The organism is Halomonas cibimaris, assembly GCF_055379665.1.
In genome coordinates this window covers 2,031,652-2,046,339 of record NZ_AP043828.1, presented here as the reverse complement: position 1 = coordinate 2,046,339, position 14,688 = coordinate 2,031,652, and the positions used below count along the sequence as shown (strand labels likewise).

Annotated in this window: 15 protein-coding genes; 5 read left to right on the top strand and 10 right to left on the bottom strand. The window is 64.4% G+C overall.

Translation table 11 applies throughout. The features are described 5' to 3' along the window. Positions 1–42 precede the first annotated feature (42 nt). The 4 genes from ACZ415_RS09480 to ACZ415_RS09465 all read right to left on the bottom strand — a co-directional run bounded on the left by ACZ415_RS09480 (position 43) and on the right by ACZ415_RS09465 (position 3,128). A complete protein-coding gene (locus ACZ415_RS09480; RefSeq protein ID WP_344702074.1) occupies positions 43–636 on the bottom strand; it encodes a Maf family protein in 594 nt (197 codons plus the stop codon). Next, positions 633–1,121 carry a rod shape-determining protein MreD gene (gene mreD / locus ACZ415_RS09475; protein ID WP_344702076.1) on the bottom strand — a complete coding sequence of 163 codons (489 nt, stop codon included), beginning with the start codon at positions 1,119–1,121 and terminating at the stop codon, positions 633–635. Before mreD ends, ACZ415_RS09480 begins: the two co-directional genes overlap by 4 nt. Then, positions 1,121–1,984 (bottom strand): rod shape-determining protein MreC, encoded by an 864-nt coding sequence (gene mreC / locus ACZ415_RS09470; protein WP_425552696.1) that lies wholly within the window; start codon positions 1,982–1,984, stop codon positions 1,121–1,123. Before mreC ends, mreD begins: the two co-directional genes overlap by 1 nt. A 106-nt stretch (positions 1,985–2,090) precedes the next feature. After that, on the bottom strand, positions 2,091–3,128 hold the full coding sequence (locus ACZ415_RS09465; protein WP_344702078.1) for a rod shape-determining protein: 1,038 nt from the start codon (positions 3,126–3,128) through the stop codon (positions 2,091–2,093). A 234-nt stretch (positions 3,129–3,362) separates the two neighbouring features. Between ACZ415_RS09465 and gatC the strand changes: the two genes are divergently transcribed. From gatC to gatB, 3 genes are read left to right on the top strand one after another with little or no spacing between them, the layout of a single operon-like run. Further along, on the top strand, positions 3,363–3,650 hold the full coding sequence (gene gatC, locus ACZ415_RS09460) for an Asp-tRNA(Asn)/Glu-tRNA(Gln) amidotransferase subunit GatC (RefSeq protein ID WP_344702081.1): 288 nt from the start codon (positions 3,363–3,365) through the stop codon (positions 3,648–3,650). A gap of 57 nt (positions 3,651–3,707) precedes the next feature. Then, positions 3,708–5,189: an Asp-tRNA(Asn)/Glu-tRNA(Gln) amidotransferase subunit GatA gene (gene gatA, locus ACZ415_RS09455; protein WP_344702083.1), complete on the top strand. Its 1,482-nt coding sequence runs from the start codon at positions 3,708–3,710 to the stop codon at positions 5,187–5,189. Further along, a complete protein-coding gene (gatB, locus tag ACZ415_RS09450; protein WP_344702085.1) occupies positions 5,189–6,658 on the top strand; it encodes an Asp-tRNA(Asn)/Glu-tRNA(Gln) amidotransferase subunit GatB in 1,470 nt (489 codons plus the stop codon). Before gatA ends, gatB begins: the two co-directional genes overlap by 1 nt. Positions 6,659–6,661: 3 nt before the next feature. Here gatB and sixA read toward each other — a convergent pair whose 3' ends face one another. From sixA to ACZ415_RS09430, 4 genes are all read right to left on the bottom strand, one after another. Continuing rightward, the gene (gene sixA / locus ACZ415_RS09445; protein ID WP_344702088.1) at positions 6,662–7,126 is read right to left on the bottom strand and encodes a phosphohistidine phosphatase SixA; all 465 of its coding nucleotides are present in this window, start codon (positions 7,124–7,126) and stop codon (positions 6,662–6,664) included. Continuing rightward, complete coding sequence (locus ACZ415_RS09440; protein ID WP_344702090.1) at positions 7,123–8,205, bottom strand: NAD(P)H-dependent glycerol-3-phosphate dehydrogenase; 1,083 nt, start codon at positions 8,203–8,205, stop codon at positions 7,123–7,125. The genes sixA and ACZ415_RS09440 overlap by 4 nt, the downstream gene beginning before the upstream one ends. A 119-nt stretch (positions 8,206–8,324) precedes the next feature. Then, positions 8,325–10,238 carry a molecular chaperone HtpG gene (htpG, locus tag ACZ415_RS09435; RefSeq protein WP_344702092.1) on the bottom strand — a complete coding sequence of 638 codons (1,914 nt, stop codon included), beginning with the start codon at positions 10,236–10,238 and terminating at the stop codon, positions 8,325–8,327. Positions 10,239–10,366: 128 nt separating this feature from the next. Next, complete coding sequence (locus ACZ415_RS09430) at positions 10,367–10,678, bottom strand: YkvA family protein (protein ID WP_344702094.1); 312 nt, start codon at positions 10,676–10,678, stop codon at positions 10,367–10,369. 153 nt (positions 10,679–10,831) lie between these two features. Between ACZ415_RS09430 and ACZ415_RS09425 the strand changes: the two genes are divergently transcribed. Beyond that, positions 10,832–12,817 (top strand): transglycosylase SLT domain-containing protein, encoded by a 1,986-nt coding sequence (locus tag ACZ415_RS09425; protein WP_344702095.1) that lies wholly within the window; start codon positions 10,832–10,834, stop codon positions 12,815–12,817. 15 nt (positions 12,818–12,832) lie between these two features. On the opposite strand, the gene ACZ415_RS09420 is transcribed toward ACZ415_RS09425, so the two are convergent. After that, complete coding sequence (locus ACZ415_RS09420; RefSeq protein ID WP_344702096.1) at positions 12,833–13,489, bottom strand: LysE family translocator; 657 nt, start codon at positions 13,487–13,489, stop codon at positions 12,833–12,835. A 134-nt stretch (positions 13,490–13,623) separates the two neighbouring features. On the opposite strand from ACZ415_RS09420, the gene ACZ415_RS09415 reads away from it, so the two are divergent. Continuing rightward, on the top strand, positions 13,624–13,827 hold the full coding sequence (locus tag ACZ415_RS09415; protein ID WP_311885436.1) for a cold-shock protein: 204 nt from the start codon (positions 13,624–13,626) through the stop codon (positions 13,825–13,827). Positions 13,828–13,927: 100 nt separating this feature from the next. Here ACZ415_RS09415 and ACZ415_RS09410 read toward each other — a convergent pair whose 3' ends face one another. Further along, a complete protein-coding gene (locus ACZ415_RS09410; protein ID WP_344702099.1) occupies positions 13,928–14,677 on the bottom strand; it encodes a hypothetical protein in 750 nt (249 codons plus the stop codon). Positions 14,678–14,688 lie beyond the last annotated feature (11 nt).

Below are 14,688 nucleotides of genomic sequence, written 5' to 3'. Positions count from 1 at the left end.
TTTCCTTAATGTCGTTACCGCAAGTCTGGGGCAAAGCCGGGATTACGCCAGGGCCCCGTGCCAAAGCGCCACGCCCTGGCGGCGCAAAAGCGTCGCCGTTTCGTATAGCGGCAGCCCCACTACCGCGGAATAGCTGCCGTGAATGCCGCTGACAAATATCGCCGCATATCCCTGGATGGCATAGCCGCCGGCCTTGTCGGCGGGCTCGCCGGTGCGCCAATAGGCGGCTATCTCCGCCGGGCTGATGTCGCGCAGTGCCACCCGGGTGCTCACGCACGCGCTGTGCCTGCCGGCCGGGCCGTTCACGGCAACCGCCGTCAGCACCTGATGCTCGCGGCCGGCCAGAGCACTGAGCATGTCGGCGGCGTGGCGCTCATCCCGGGGCTTGCCCAGAATGGCGCCGTCCAGCACCACGGCCGTGTCTGATCCCAGCGTGGGCAGCGCGCTCCGGCCGCTGGCGGCTTCGGCCTTGGCCATCGCCAGGCGGCGCACGTAGGCGTCCGGCGCCTCTCCGGGCCGGGCTGTCTCGTCAATATCACAGGGTATCACCGTGACCGGCACGCCCAGCGATGCCAGCAGCTCACGCCGGCGCGGCGATGCCGAGGCCAAGCACAGCACAGCGTCAGCGGCGCTCATGGCGTTCTCCTGCGGCCGGTAACAGCGTCCAGCAGCGTGGCAAGCCAGGGCCACAGCAAAGCGCTGGACAGCGCCGGCAGCAAGAAAGCCAGATGAATGGCAAAGTCGCCCCAAAGGGTTCTGATCCACTGGTCCACCAGCTGCACAATGCCCAGCAGCACCAAAATCAGCACGGCCTGCTGCAAAAGCGAATACGCGCGAAAACGCGCGTAGACCAGCGCACATAGAAAGCCCAGCAGCGACAACACCAGCGCACTTTGGCCCAGCACGCTGCCCTGCATCAAATCCAGTAAAATACCCAGCACAAACCCGTGCAGCACGCCCACGCGCCCCGGGGCGTACATGCAGCCGTAGATCAGCATCAGGCCCACCCAGTCCGGCCGGTACAGCTGCCAGCCTTCCGCCAGCGGCATGACCTGCAGGCATAGCGCCAGCAGCAGAAAAAGCCAGATCACAGGGAGCGATACGTCAAAGGCGCGCGCCATCAAGGTCTCCTCAAAGCGTCCGCCGACTCCAGCGCGGCGGCCACCCGGTAGGCGCTGCCCAGCGCCGTCTCGCTGATGGCCAGGCCATCGCCCCCAAGGCTTGGCAGCCGGCTTTTCGGCGGCGGCGGAAACAGCATCAGAAAATGGCGGGAGCGCTCCAGGCGCGCCAGCGGGCGCGCCGTCACCCGGGCAAAAGGCTGGCCCGGGTCATGAAACACCTCGGTTACCCGCGCTACCGGGTAGCCTTTGGGAAAACGCTCGGCCAAACCCGACGTGGTCAGCAGGTCCCCTTCGCGGATATCGGCGGTATCGGGCACGTGCAGCACCTTGACCGTACCGTAGCGGCCGGTGCCCTGAACGATAAAACGCAGCCCGTTGCGATTGACCCGTATCGGCAGCGCATGGCTGGCATCGGCAAGCAGGATGACCCGGCTGGAATACGCCGATACCGAGGTCACCTGGCCGACCACGCCGGTGGCATCAATCACCGGCTGGCCCACATAGGCCCCGTTGCGCCGCCCGCGATCGACCACCATGCGCTGGCTGAACGGGTCACTGTCCAGCGATATAAGCTCAGCGGTCATATAGGCGATGTCGCGCTTTTGCGCGGCGTCCAGCAAACGGCGCAGCTCGGCGTTTTCCGCCTGGAGGCTCGCCATGCGCTGGGCGCGACGCGACAAAGTCAGCATGTTTTCTCGCAGCCGGCGATTTTCCTCCATCAGCGCCTGCTGTTCAGAAAACGCCACGGTGCCCCAGCTGAGCAGATCGCTTGGCACGCTTACAACCCACTGCACCGGTGCCACCACGGTAGAAAGCTGGGCGCGCAGGGTTTCCATACGGGTAAAGTGCTGATCGGCGAACATCAGCGCGCTTGCCGCCAGCACGCAAAAAAACAGCCGGTAGCCCGGTATGTACCCGTCGGAAAACAGCGGTTTGATAAAACAGCCCTCCGCGCAGACGCCGACGCGACTAGTCGCTCGACAACAGCTCGAAGGTGTGCTGGTCGATCATTTCCAGCGCCTTGCCGCCGCCGCGTGCCACACAGGATAGCGGGTCTTCGGCAATAATCACCGGCAGGCCGGTCTCTTCGGCAATCAGTTTATCCAGATCGCGCAGCATGGCGCCGCCGCCGGTGAGCACCAGGCCGTGCTCGGCGATATCCGAGGCCAGCTCCGGCGGGGACTGCTCCAGCGCACTTTTGATCGCCGAGACAATCGCCACCAGGGTGTCCTGTAGCGCTTCGAGGATTTCGTGGGAGTTCAGCGTAAAGCTGCGCGGCACGCCTTCGGCCAGGTTGCGCCCGCGCACGTCGATTTCGCGCTGCTCGCTGCCGGGATAGGCGCAGCCGATTTCTTCTTTGATACGCTCAGCGGTCGCTTCACCGATGAGGCTGCCGTAGTAGCGGCGCACATGCCCGGTAATCGCCTCGTCGAAGCGGTCGCCGCCCACGCGAATGGACTCTGAATACACCACGCCGTTAAGCGAGATGATGGCAATTTCGGTCGTGCCGCCGCCGACGTCGACCACCATCGAGCCCTGGGCCTCTTCAATGGGCAGCCCGGCACCGATAGCCGCCGCCATGGGCTCCTCGATCAGAAACACTTCCCGGGCGCCGGCGCCTTCGGCGGATTCGCGAATGGCGCGACGCTCCACCTGGGTCGACATGCACGGCACGCATACCAGCACCCGCGGGCTCGGCGTCAAAAACGTGCTCTGGTGCACCTTGCGAATAAAGTGCTGGAGCATCTGCTCGGTGACGGTAAAATCGGCAATGACGCCGTCCTTCATCGGACGGATTGCGGTAATATTGCCCGGCGTACGCCCCAGCATGCGCTTGGCATCGGCGCCGACGGAGGCCACGCTGCGCATCGTGCCGGCCTGGCGAATGGCGACGACGGATGGCTCATCGAGAACGATGCCGCGCCCGCGTACATAAATCAGTGTGTTGGCCGTACCCAGGTCGATCGACAGATCGCTGGAAAACAGCCCCCTCAAACGTTTGAACATGAATGTTATTACCTAGTGCTGACCGGGAACCCTGTGCGGGGGCAAACGGTATCACCGCATCCCCGTGGCGGCAACAGCGCAGCGTCCCGCCACTGCCCGCCGGCCCCCAGATATGCTACCTTTTGCGCCACTTCGGTACCCGGGCGAGACGTGCTTGCCGCCCGGGCAATACCGCTTCGCCATCCGGCCGCGCAGCCGCGCGCCGTCATCTCGTTGCATGAGGACACCTTGATCATGGCACTGCAACACACCCATGTACGCCGAGCGGCCCACCTGGCCCGGCTCGATATAAGCGACGCTCAGGCCGAGCGCTTTGTAGACGACCTGAGCCGCATGCTTGACATGGTCGATCAGCTGCAAAGCATCGACACCGAAGGCGTCGCCCCGCTGCTGCATCCGCTTGACGCCACGCAGCGCCTGCGCGCCGACGACGTTACCGAAAGCGACCAGCGCGAGCGCTTCCAGCGCCTGGCACCGGCCACGGAAAACGGCCTTTATCTGGTGCCGCGGGTGGTGGAATAGCCCTGCTGCACCCCGTTTGTCACCCCGTTACCTTTTTCTCAACGGAGTTTGTGGGCCATGTCTGACCACACTGCTGACCCCTTTGCGCCTACCGTCACCTCGCTTGCCGCCGCACTCAAGCGCGGTGACGTCTCAAGCCGCGAGCTTGCCACCGACTGCCTCAAGCGTATCGAGCGGGCCGAGCCTGCGCTGAACAGCTTCATCAGCGTCACCGCCGAGCAGGCGCTGGCCGCCGCCGATGCCGCCGACCGGGCCCGGGCCGACGGTCGCGCCGGCTTTCTTACCGGCGTGCCGCTGGCGTTCAAGGACATCTTTTGTACCCGAGACGTCAAAACCTCCTGCGGCTCGAAGATGCTCGACAACTTTATCGCCCCCTACAGCGCCACCGCAGTACAAAAGCTTGACGCTGCCGGCTGTGTCAGCCTTGGCAAGACCAACATGGACGAGTTCGCCATGGGCTCGTCCAACGAATCCAGCTATTACGGTGCGGTGAAAAACCCCTGGGATCTCACCGCCGTTCCCGGCGGCTCCTCCGGCGGCAGCGCCGCGGCCGTGGCGGCGGGGCTTGTCCCGGCAACGCTTGGCACCGACACCGGCGGCTCGATCCGCCAGCCGGCGGCGTTTTGCGGCATTACCGGGCTCAAACCCACCTACGGGCGCATCTCGCGCTACGGCATCATCGCCTACGCTTCGAGTCTGGATCAGGCCGGGCCCATGGCCCGCACCGCCGAGGACTGCGCCCACCTGCTCGGCGCCATCGCCGGCCACGACCCGCGCGACTCCACCAGCGCGCCCCACGCGGTACCCGACTACGCCGCCGAGCTTGACGCCCCGCTTACCGGGCTGAAAATCGGCCTGCCCCGGGAATACTTCGGTGACGGGCTGGACCCGGCGGCCGCTCATGCGGTGAACGAGGCGGTCAAGGTCTATGAATCGCTGGGGGCAACGGTGCGCGACGTGAGCCTGCCCCACACCCGCTACGCCACCTCGGCCTACTACGTCATCGCCCCGGCGGAGGCGTCGTCGAACCTGGCACGCTTTGACGGCGTGCGCTTCGGCCACCGCTGCGACAGCCCGGAAGACCTGATCGATCTGTACAAGCGCTCTCGGGCCGAAGGCTTCGGCGAAGAGGTCAAGCGGCGCATCCTCATCGGCACGCATACGCTGTCCGAGGGTTTCTTCGACGCCTACTACATTAAAGCGCAGAAAGTCCGCCGACTGATCCGCCAGGATTTTCTCGACGCCTTTGACCAGGTCGACGTGCTCATGGGGCCGACGTCGCCCACCCCGGCGTTTGATCTCGGCGCGCAGAAAGACCCGGTATCCATGTACTTGCAGGATATCTACACCATCGCTGTCAACCTTGCGGGCATTCCCGGCATCAGCGTGCCGGCCGGCTTTTCCGGCGCCCGCCCGGTAGGCCTGCAGATTCTCGGGGCCCACTTTAGTGAAGCCCGGCTGCTCAACGTCGCCCATCGGTTTCAGCAGGCCACCGACTGGCACCGGCAGCGTCCCGCTTTCGCCAAGGAGATCGTCTGATGCAATGGGAAACCGTGATTGGACTTGAGGTCCACGTCCAGCTCGCCACGCGCTCGAAGATTTTCTCCGGCGCCTCCACCGCCTTCGGCGCCGAGCCCAACCGCCAGGCCTCGGCCGTGGATCTGGGGCTGCCCGGCACCCTGCCGGTGCTCAACGAACAGGCCGTGGCCATGGCCGTGCAGTTTGGCCTGGGCATCAACGCCGAGATCGCCGAGACGTCGGTGTTTGACCGCAAGAACTACTTCTATGCCGATCTGCCCAAGGGCTATCAGACCAGCCAGATGTATCACCCCATCGTCGGTTCCGGCGAGGTGGAGATCACCCTGGATAACGACGTCACCCGGCGCATCGGCATTCATCACGCGCATCTGGAAGAAGACGCCGGCAAGTCGCTGCATGAAAGCTTCAGCGACGAGACCGGCCGGGAAATGACCGGCATCGATTTAAACCGCGCCGGCACGCCGCTTTTGGAAATCGTCTCCGAGCCGGACATGCGCTCGGCGAAAGAGGCTTCGGCCTATCTGCGAGCCATCCACGCCATTGTGACCTATCTGGGCATTTCCGACGGCAACATGGCCGAAGGCTCCATGCGCTGCGACGTCAACGTCTCGGTGCGCCCCAAGGGTCAAGCCACCTTCGGCACCCGGGCGGAAATCAAAAACGTCAACTCTTTCCGCTTTGTCGAGCAGGCCATCGCCTTTGAAGCGGAGCGCCAGATCGAGCTGATCGAGGACGGCGGCGAGGTCGTACAGGAAACCCGCCTGTTTGACCCCGACCGCCACGAAACCCGCAGCATGCGCACCAAGGAAGAAGCCAACGACTATCGCTACTTCCCCTGCCCGGACCTTTTGCCCGTGGTGCTCGATCAGGCCTATATCGACCGGCTGCGCGACACCCTGCCGGAGCTTCCCGCCGCCAAGCGCGCGCGTTTTGAAGGCGAACTTGGGCTTTCCGCCTACGATGCCGGGGTCATTGCCTCAAGCCGGGCCATGGCCGACTACTTTGAAGAGGCCATGCACGTCTGCGGCGATGCCAAACAGGCGGCCAACTGGGTGCAGGGCGAGCTTTCCGCCGCGCTCAAGCGCGAACATCTGGACGTGGCCCAAAGCCCGGTAACCGCCCGCCAGCTCGGCGAGCTGATCGCCCGGGTGAAAGACGCCACCGTCAGCGGCAAGGCCGCCAAGCAGGTGTTTCAGGCGCTGTGGGACGGCCAGGGCCAAAGCGCCGATGACATCATTGACGCCAAAGGGCTCAAGCAAGTCACCGACACCGGCGCGATAGACAAAATGATCGACGAGGTGATCGCTTCAAGCCCCAAACAGGTGGCCCAGTACGTCGAGGCCGAGCCTGACAAGCGCGGCAAGATGATCGGCTACTTTGTCGGCCAGGTCATGAAGGCCTCGCGCGGCACGGCCAACCCTCAGCAGGTCAACCAGCGGCTGACCGAAAAGCTCGACGCGCGGCGATAACCCTTACGGCGCGCTGAACGTCACCTGCCGGGCGCAGCCGGCGGCCCAGACGTCGGCATCAAGCTCGGCGATGCCGGCGGTGGGAAACGCCCGGCCCTGATCTTCACGGCCTTCCACCAAAAGCCCGGCCAGCGCGCCGACCAGCGGCATGTGGCTTACCACCAGCAGATTGCCCGGCTGGTTGGCCAGCCAGTCACAAAACGCCCGGGGCGAATCTTCCGGGGTAATCCCGGACAGGGTTTCCACGGCCACGCCAAGGGCCTGCCCCATCACGGCGGCCGTTTGCCGCGCTCTGACGTAGGGGCTGGTGACGATGCGCGTCACCGGCAAGGCCTGTGTCTCACAGCGCCGGGCCAGCCGGTCTGCCATATCCGCTACTTGCCTTTTGCCGTGCGGCGTCAGCTCGCGGGCGCTGTCCGGCGCTGTATCGCCGGCTTCGCCGTGGCGCATGATCCATAGTCGACTCATGGTCTCTCTCCTTTATGTTCGCTGCCGGCCGAACGCTGATGCGCTTTTTTCACTTCTGAGCGCGGCAGCACAAACTCCACATCAGAGCTTTGCTCGCCGGTCATCAGCCCCACGGCCATCTGCTTGGCCGGCACGCCCTGAAACAGCACGCGCTCCAGCCCTTCGGCCAGCGGCATATACACGCCGATTTCCGCGGCCTTGGCACACACCAGGCGCACGGTGTTAACCCCTTCGGCTACCTGGCCCAGAGCATCCACGGCTTCTTCCAGCGTGCGGCCTTCGCCCATGGCGTAGCCCACGCGATAGTTGCGCGACAAACTCGACGAGCACGTCACGATCAAATCACCCACGCCGGAAAGGCCGAGAAACGTCATGGGGTTGGCGCCCTGGGCCACGGCAAAGCGGCTCATTTCCGCCAGCGCCCGGGTCATCAGCATGCTGCGGGTGTTTTCGCCCATGCCCAGTGCCGCCGCCATGCCCGCGGCAATGGCGTAGATGTTTTTCAGCGCCCCGCCAAGCTCCACGCCGTGGCGGTCGCTGCTGGCGTAGACGCGAAAATACCCGCAGCTGAGCACCTGCTGCACCCGGGTGCGCGTCTGGGCGTCGGCGCTGGCTACCACCGTGGCGGTAAGCTGCTTGTCGGCAATCTCCGAGGCCAGGTTGGGCCCGGCAATCACGCCGATGTGGGCAAAGCCGGTTTCCTGCTCCAGCACCTGGCTCATGAGCATGAAGCTGTCAGATTCGATGCCTTTGGTGGTGCTCACCAGAATCTGCTCCGGGCGCAGCCACTGTTTGGCGGTTTGCACCACCTGGCGAAACGCCTTGGAAGGAATCGCGATCAGCACCAGCTCGGCCCCTTCCAGCACCGCCTGCATGTCGGTGGACGCCTGCACCGCCGGGTTGATGGCATAGTCGGGCAAATAGCGCCCGTTGCGGTGTTCGCGATTGATCTGCTCGACCAGTGCAGCGTCGCGCATCCACTGGCGCACCGCGGCGCCGTTGTCCGCCGCGATGCTTGATAGCGCGGTGCCGAAGCTGCCGCCGCCCAGCACCGCGACCTTGATTTGCTGTTCTGCCATAAAGGTGTCCTAGCGCAGTTGTCGTGGCTCAACACTGTAACAAACGCGCCGAGCCGGCGCGTCGGCAAAAAAACGGCCCGCCAGGAACACCTGACGGGCCGCGTTTAGCATCAAGCAGTTTACGCGGTCAGCACTGCGTTGAGCCGCTTCACGTAGGCCGCCGGGTCATCCAGGTGGCCGCCTTCGGCGATAATCGCTTGATCCAGCAGGATATGCGCCAAGTCGTTAAAGGTATCGCCGTCAGCGCCTTCCAGACGCGTTACCAGCGTATGATCCGGGTTGAGCTCAAGGATGGGCTTGACCTCGGGCAGCGGCTGGCCGGCGGCTTCCATGATGCGACGCATCTGAAAGCCCATCTCGTGCTCGGGCAGCACCACGCAGGCCGGCGAGGCGGTCAGGCGATGGGTGACCTTGACCTCCTGGACGCTTTCGCCCAGCGCTTCCTGCACGCGCTTGACCAGCTCTTCCTTGGCCTTGGCGGTTTCTTCCTGGGCTTTCTTTTCCTCTTCGTCTTCCACCTCGCCCAGATCCAGCTCGCCTTTGGCCACGTCGGTCAGCGACTTGCCGTCAAACTCGGTGAGATGGCTCATCAGCCACTCGTCAACGCGATCGGAAAGCAGCAGCACCTCAATGCCCTTTTTGCGGAAGATTTCCAGGTGCGGGCTGTTTTTCGCCGCGTTAAAGCCGTCGGCGACAATGTAGTAGATCTTCTGCTGGCCTTCCTTCATGCGCTCAACGTAGTCGGCAAGGGACTGATCCTGAGTGGCGCTGTCGGTATGGGTGGAAGAAAAGCGCAGCAGGCCGGCGATTTTTTCGCGGTTGCTCGGGTCCTCGCCGGGCCCTTCCTTGAGCACGCTGCCAAAGGTGTTCCAGAACGTCTGGTAGGCCTCGCTATCCTTGCTATCCTTGGCCAGCTTTTTCAGCATGTCCAGGCTGCGCTTGGTCAGCGCGCTTTTGATCTTGTCGACCTGGGGGTCCTGCTGGAGGATCTCCCGGGAGACGTTGAGCGACAGATCGCGCGTGTCCAGCACGCCCTTGATAAAGCGCAGGTACAGCGGCAGGAACTGCTCGGCGTCGTCCATGATGAACACGCGCTGAACGTAGAGCTTCACCCCGCGGGCGCCGTCACGCTCGTAGAGGTCAAACGGCGCGCGACCGGGCACGTACAGAAGGCTGGTATATTCCAGCTTGCCTTCGACCTTGTTGTGGCTCCAGGTCAGCGGATCGGAGAAGTCGTGGGCGACGTGCTTGTAAAACGCCTTGTACTCGTCGTCGGTGATCTCGCCTTTGGGCCGTACCCACAGCGCGGTGGCTTCGTTGACGGTTTCCCAGGTGGTGACTTCGCTGCCCTCGACGTCGTTGCCGTCGTCGTCCTTGGCGGTTTCCGTTTTGGGCATTTTCACCGGCACTTCGATGTGATCGGAGTAGGTGCGTACCAGGTGCTGCAGGCGGGAATCGTCGGCAAATTCCCGGGCGTTGTCTTTCAGGTGCAGGACAATTTCGGTGCCGTGCGCTTCGCGCTCAAGCTCACCGATGGTGAACTCGCCCTCACCGGCCGAGCGCCACTCCACGCCTTTTGCAGCGTCGGTGCCGGCCTTGCGGGTACGCACGGTCACTTCATCGGCGACGATGAAGCTGGAATAAAAGCCCACGCCGAACTGGCCGATCAGCCGCGCGTCTTTTTGCTGTTCGCCGGAAAGCTGCTGTAAAAACTCCGCGGTGCCGCTTTTGGCAATGGTGCCCAGGTTATTGATCACGTCGTCGCGATCCATGCCGATACCGTTGTCGCGCACGGTGACGGTGCCGGCGTTGCTGTCGTGCTCGATTTCGATGCGCAGCTCGCTGTCGCCTTCGTACAGCGCATCGTTGTCAAGCGCGGCGTAGCGCAGCTTGTCGCAGGCATCGGCAGCGTTGGAAATCAGCTCGCGCAAAAAAATCTCGCGGTTGGAGTAAAGCGAGTTGATCATCAGGTTCAGCAGCTGCTTGACTTCTGTCTGAAAGCCCAGCGTTTCTTCTCTGGTTGCGGTGGTCATTGTCAGCCCTCGGATCGCTGTCGTTTCAACCGGCCGCGCGATTGGCGCACGGCATGGAAAAGGTGTGACGCAGATATGGGGCTGGCCAGCCGGTTTTCAAGACACTTTTCGCTGCGTGCCCGGTTTGCCTATGACCGCGCTTGCCAGGCGCGATACGCTTCCAGCTGCTCATCGATACGCGCCAGCAGCCAGCTGACGATGAGCGCGTCATCCACCAGGCCAAACGGCAGGATGAAATCCGGAACCAGGTCAAACGGCATCAGCAGGTAGCCCGCCGCACCGAGCATCAGCGCGAACGCCTTCCACGGCACCGGACGGTAGCGCCCGGCCAGCACGTCGCAGGTCATGGGCATGAAAAGCCGCAGCCCGCGGGCAATGCGTGGCAGTATCCAGGCCCGGGACTTCAGCCGGCGCCAGCGGTTGGGGGATAAAAATGCCATCTGCCATCTCCTGGTGGTAATCGACGACGGCCGGCCTTCGCATGCCGGCGCGTCTCGCCGTATGATCCGGGTAGCCTACCCGCCAACTTGCCGGCTGTGCCTCGGTGGCTTTTAACGTCACCGCAAGCCCCGGTTTTTGATGCAAGGAGCCCCATGCACGCTTTACGACGCTGCCTTTCCGACCGCGCCCCGATTGTCGGGCTTGCCGCCCTACTGCTGGCCGGCTTAGCCGCACCGGCGCAGGCTACCTCTGACGCCGCCATGCGCGAAGCGCTGGCGGCTGCCCGGGAAGAGCGGTTTGACGCCATTGATGCCAGCGCCGTGGCCGGGCACAGGCTGCGCAGCTACATCGACTATCACCGGCTGCGCGCCGCCCTGCCCGGTGCTTCTCCCGAGCGGGTCAACCGTTTTATTGCGGATAACGCCGACTCGCCGCTGGCTGAATGGATGCGCGGCCGGGCCATTACCGCCTACGGCGAGGCCGAGCAGTTCGACGCGCTGCTTGCCGTGGCCGACGGCGAGCCGGCCGGCGCAACCCGGCGCTGCCACTACTATACCGCGCTGCTGGAAAACGACGCGACCCGGGCCCATGAAGGCGGCCGCACCCTGTGGCATACCGGCCACTCGCGCCCGGCCGCCTGTGACCCGCTGTTTGACCGCCTGCGCGCGCGCGGCGTGATCGACGCCCGAGCCGTTTGGGAACGCGCCATGCTAGCCTGGCAGGCCGGCAACAGCCGATTGATGGACTACCTGCTGGCCATGCTCGACAAGCGCTGGCACACCGCCGTCACCACGGCAGAAAAGGCGCGGGAAACGCCCCGACGCCTGCGCCAGGCGCCGGACTGCCTGGGGCCTCGCTGCGCGGCCACGGACGGCTTTTATCGCGCCGCCATGGCGCGTCTGATCCGTGACGACACCCAGGCCGCCTTTGACGGCTGGCACAGCATCGCCTCGCGCATCACCGTCACATCCGCCGCACGGCGCACCATTGAAGAAGAGCTGGCGTTTTATGCGCTGGTGCGCGAAACGCCCGGCACGCTTGACTGGGTAGATAGCGTGCTGCCCACCCTGGACAGCGAACGGCTGCGCGAACTGCGCGTACGCCGGGCGCTGGCCGAGCGCGCCTGGCGCGACGTGCGCCGCTGGATCGACTCAATGCCCGCCGACGAGCGAGAAAAAAGCCGCTGGCAGTACTGGCTGGCCCGGGCCGGCGAACAGCTCGGCGATAACGCCGCGGCGCAAGCGCACTACCGACGTGCCGCCGGCGAGCGCAACTTTTACGGCTTTGCCGCCGCCGACCGGCTGGGCCAGCCCTACGCTTTCAATATGGCGCGCTACGACGTTGACGACGCCACCCGCGAACGCATCGCCGCCCTGCCGATGGTGCAGCGCACCCACGCGCTGATGGACATTAGCGAGCCGGGCCTTGCCACCAGCGAGTGGCTGCACGCCGTACGCCGCGCCTCGCCACAGCGCGCCCGAGCGCTTGGGGCCTACGCCGCGCAGCAGGCGCGCACGGGCCACGAGAGCTGGCCGGCGCGGCTGGTGCAGACCACCATCGCCGGCGAGATGTGGGACGCGCTGGCATGGCGCTTTCCCCGGGCATACAACGACGCCTTCACCCGCGCAGCCCGCCACAACAACGTGGATGCCTACCTGCTGATGGCCATTGCCCGGCGCGAAAGCGCCTATAACCCTCGCGTGCGCTCGCCGGCCGGGGCGCTGGGCCTGATGCAGCTGATGCCCGGCACCGCCCGGGACGTTAGCCGCGCTTTGGGCCTTGACGCCCCGGATACCTACGATGTGCTCGACCCGGCCCTCAACGTGCGCCTGGGCAGCGCCTACTTCAGCGAGACGCTTGCCCGCTACCGGGGCAACCGGCTGGCAGCAATCGCTGCGTACAATGCCGGCCCCGGCCGGGTGGATCTCTGGCTGGATGAACACCGCGCCGAGTCGTTTGATCTGTTTGTCGAGGCCATTCCGTATCGCGAAACGCGCCATTACGTTCAGGCCGTGCTGACCTACCGGGTCATTTTTCAGCACTTAGCCCAGGACGCTGACGACGGCGCGACCCTGCTGCATCCGGCAGAAAAACAGGCGCGCTATCACCCCTCGCTCATCGCCGCCGACAACGGCTAGCCTGTGACGCCCGGCTCACACCGGGCGCCGCTCAAGCGCCAGCTTGATGCCAAAGGCGATCAGCACGCTGCCGGTCAGCCCGTTAAGCATGCGCGCCACGCGCGCGCTTGCCAGAAAGCGCCCGGCGCGGCCCACCAGCAGCGCCACGGTAATCTGCCAGGCGTTGGCAATCATAAAGTGCACGCCGGCAAGCCACAGCGACTTGGCCAGCGCCGGGTCTTCAGGCGCGATGAACTGCGGTAAAAACGCCATGTAAAACACCACGGTCTTGGGGTTCAAGACGTTGGACACAAACCCTTCGCGCGCTGACTGCCGGCGTTTGGCCGACCCCTGCATACCGACGCTGCCGGCCGGCGCCAGGGCCTGCCCTCGGCGCACGGCACGCAGGCTGTTCATGCCCAGCCACACCAGATACGCCGCCCCGGCCCATTTCAGCGCGGCAAACGCCGTCGCCGACTGCAGCAACACAAGGGAAATGCCCAGCGCCGACACCGCCGCGTGAATAAACAGCCCGCAGCAAATGGCCAGACTGGTCACCACCCCGTCCCCGACGCCGCCGCGGGCGGTATTGCGGATGACCAGCAGCGTATCCACGCCGGGCGTCAGCGACAGCAAGGTGATGGCCACCACAAAAGCGCCGAACTGCCCGTCAATCAGCCCCCAACTCGCCATCTCAACGCCTCCCGTGTGGCATGCCAAAATCGTTTTGCAGGCACTTTACGTCTTGGCCTTTTACCTCTACATTGGATTTGGCGATAAGGCAAAAGCGCCTTCGCCGGATAACTCAGCATGCAAGGAAATCGATAATGGCAACCGGTACTGTAAAGTGGTTCAACGACACCAAAGGTTACGGCTTCATCTCTCCGGATGACGGCGGTGACGATCTGTTCGCCCACTTTTCTGAAATTCAGGCTGAAGGCTTCAAGTCCTTGCAGGACGGCCAGAAAGTCAGCTTTGAAGTCACCCAGGGCAAAAAAGGCCTGCAGGCCTCAAACATTCAGGCCCACTGATTCCCGGGCTGACGCCTGAGAAACAAAGCGCCTGCAAACGCCCCGACATTGCACAAGCCCGCCTTTCCGGCGGGCTTTTTTTTACCGTTTCCCATTCACGTCACTCGGCCCTGCGCGCGCCGTCTCCAACGGTCGGCGTGGCCGGATCCTTGGCCGTTTCCACGTCCTGCTGCTCTAGCTGCTCGTACTGCTTTTGCAGCTCCTTCTGGGTTTTTTCAAAGCGCCGCTCGGCGTCTTCGATCAGCTTGTCCACCTCGGAGGTCCCCAGCTCGCCGTCAAGCGTGCCCGGCGCGGTTGTCGGCTCGATGCTGAGCTCTTCATCGGGCAGGGTGACGTCCTTTTCCACGGGCATGCCGCTGTCACCCGCAGCGCCGGCTTCGCCGGGCAGTGGTTCCACCGTCGGCGCCTGCTGTTCGGCCTGTTCGAACTGCGCTTTCAGCTCCTGCTCGGCCTGTTCAAAGCGCCGGTCAATATCGCTGATGACCTCGTCTACGTCAGACGCCGTGACTTCGCCCGGCAGGGTGGCGTCTTCATCGTTGAGCACGGCGTCCGGATCCGCCGACAGCGTGTCGTCATCGGCGCTGACGTCTTCTGCCGGCATTTCAGCGCCGCGGCCGGCATCGCCGGCTTCGTTGGCTTTTGCTACAGCGCCTTTCTGGGGGGCTGATGCGTCGCCGGCCTGCGCCGCGTCGCTTTTTTGCGCAGCGTCGCTGGCTTTTGTGGCCTTATCGGACCTTGTCTGCGCCGGCGTCTCGTCGCCGGCGCCGGGCGCGGGCGCTTGCTCATCGCTGCAGGCGCTCAGCAGCAGCGCCGCGGTGATCAGCGCAGGCATCCAAAAACGGTTTGACATGGCGGTATTCT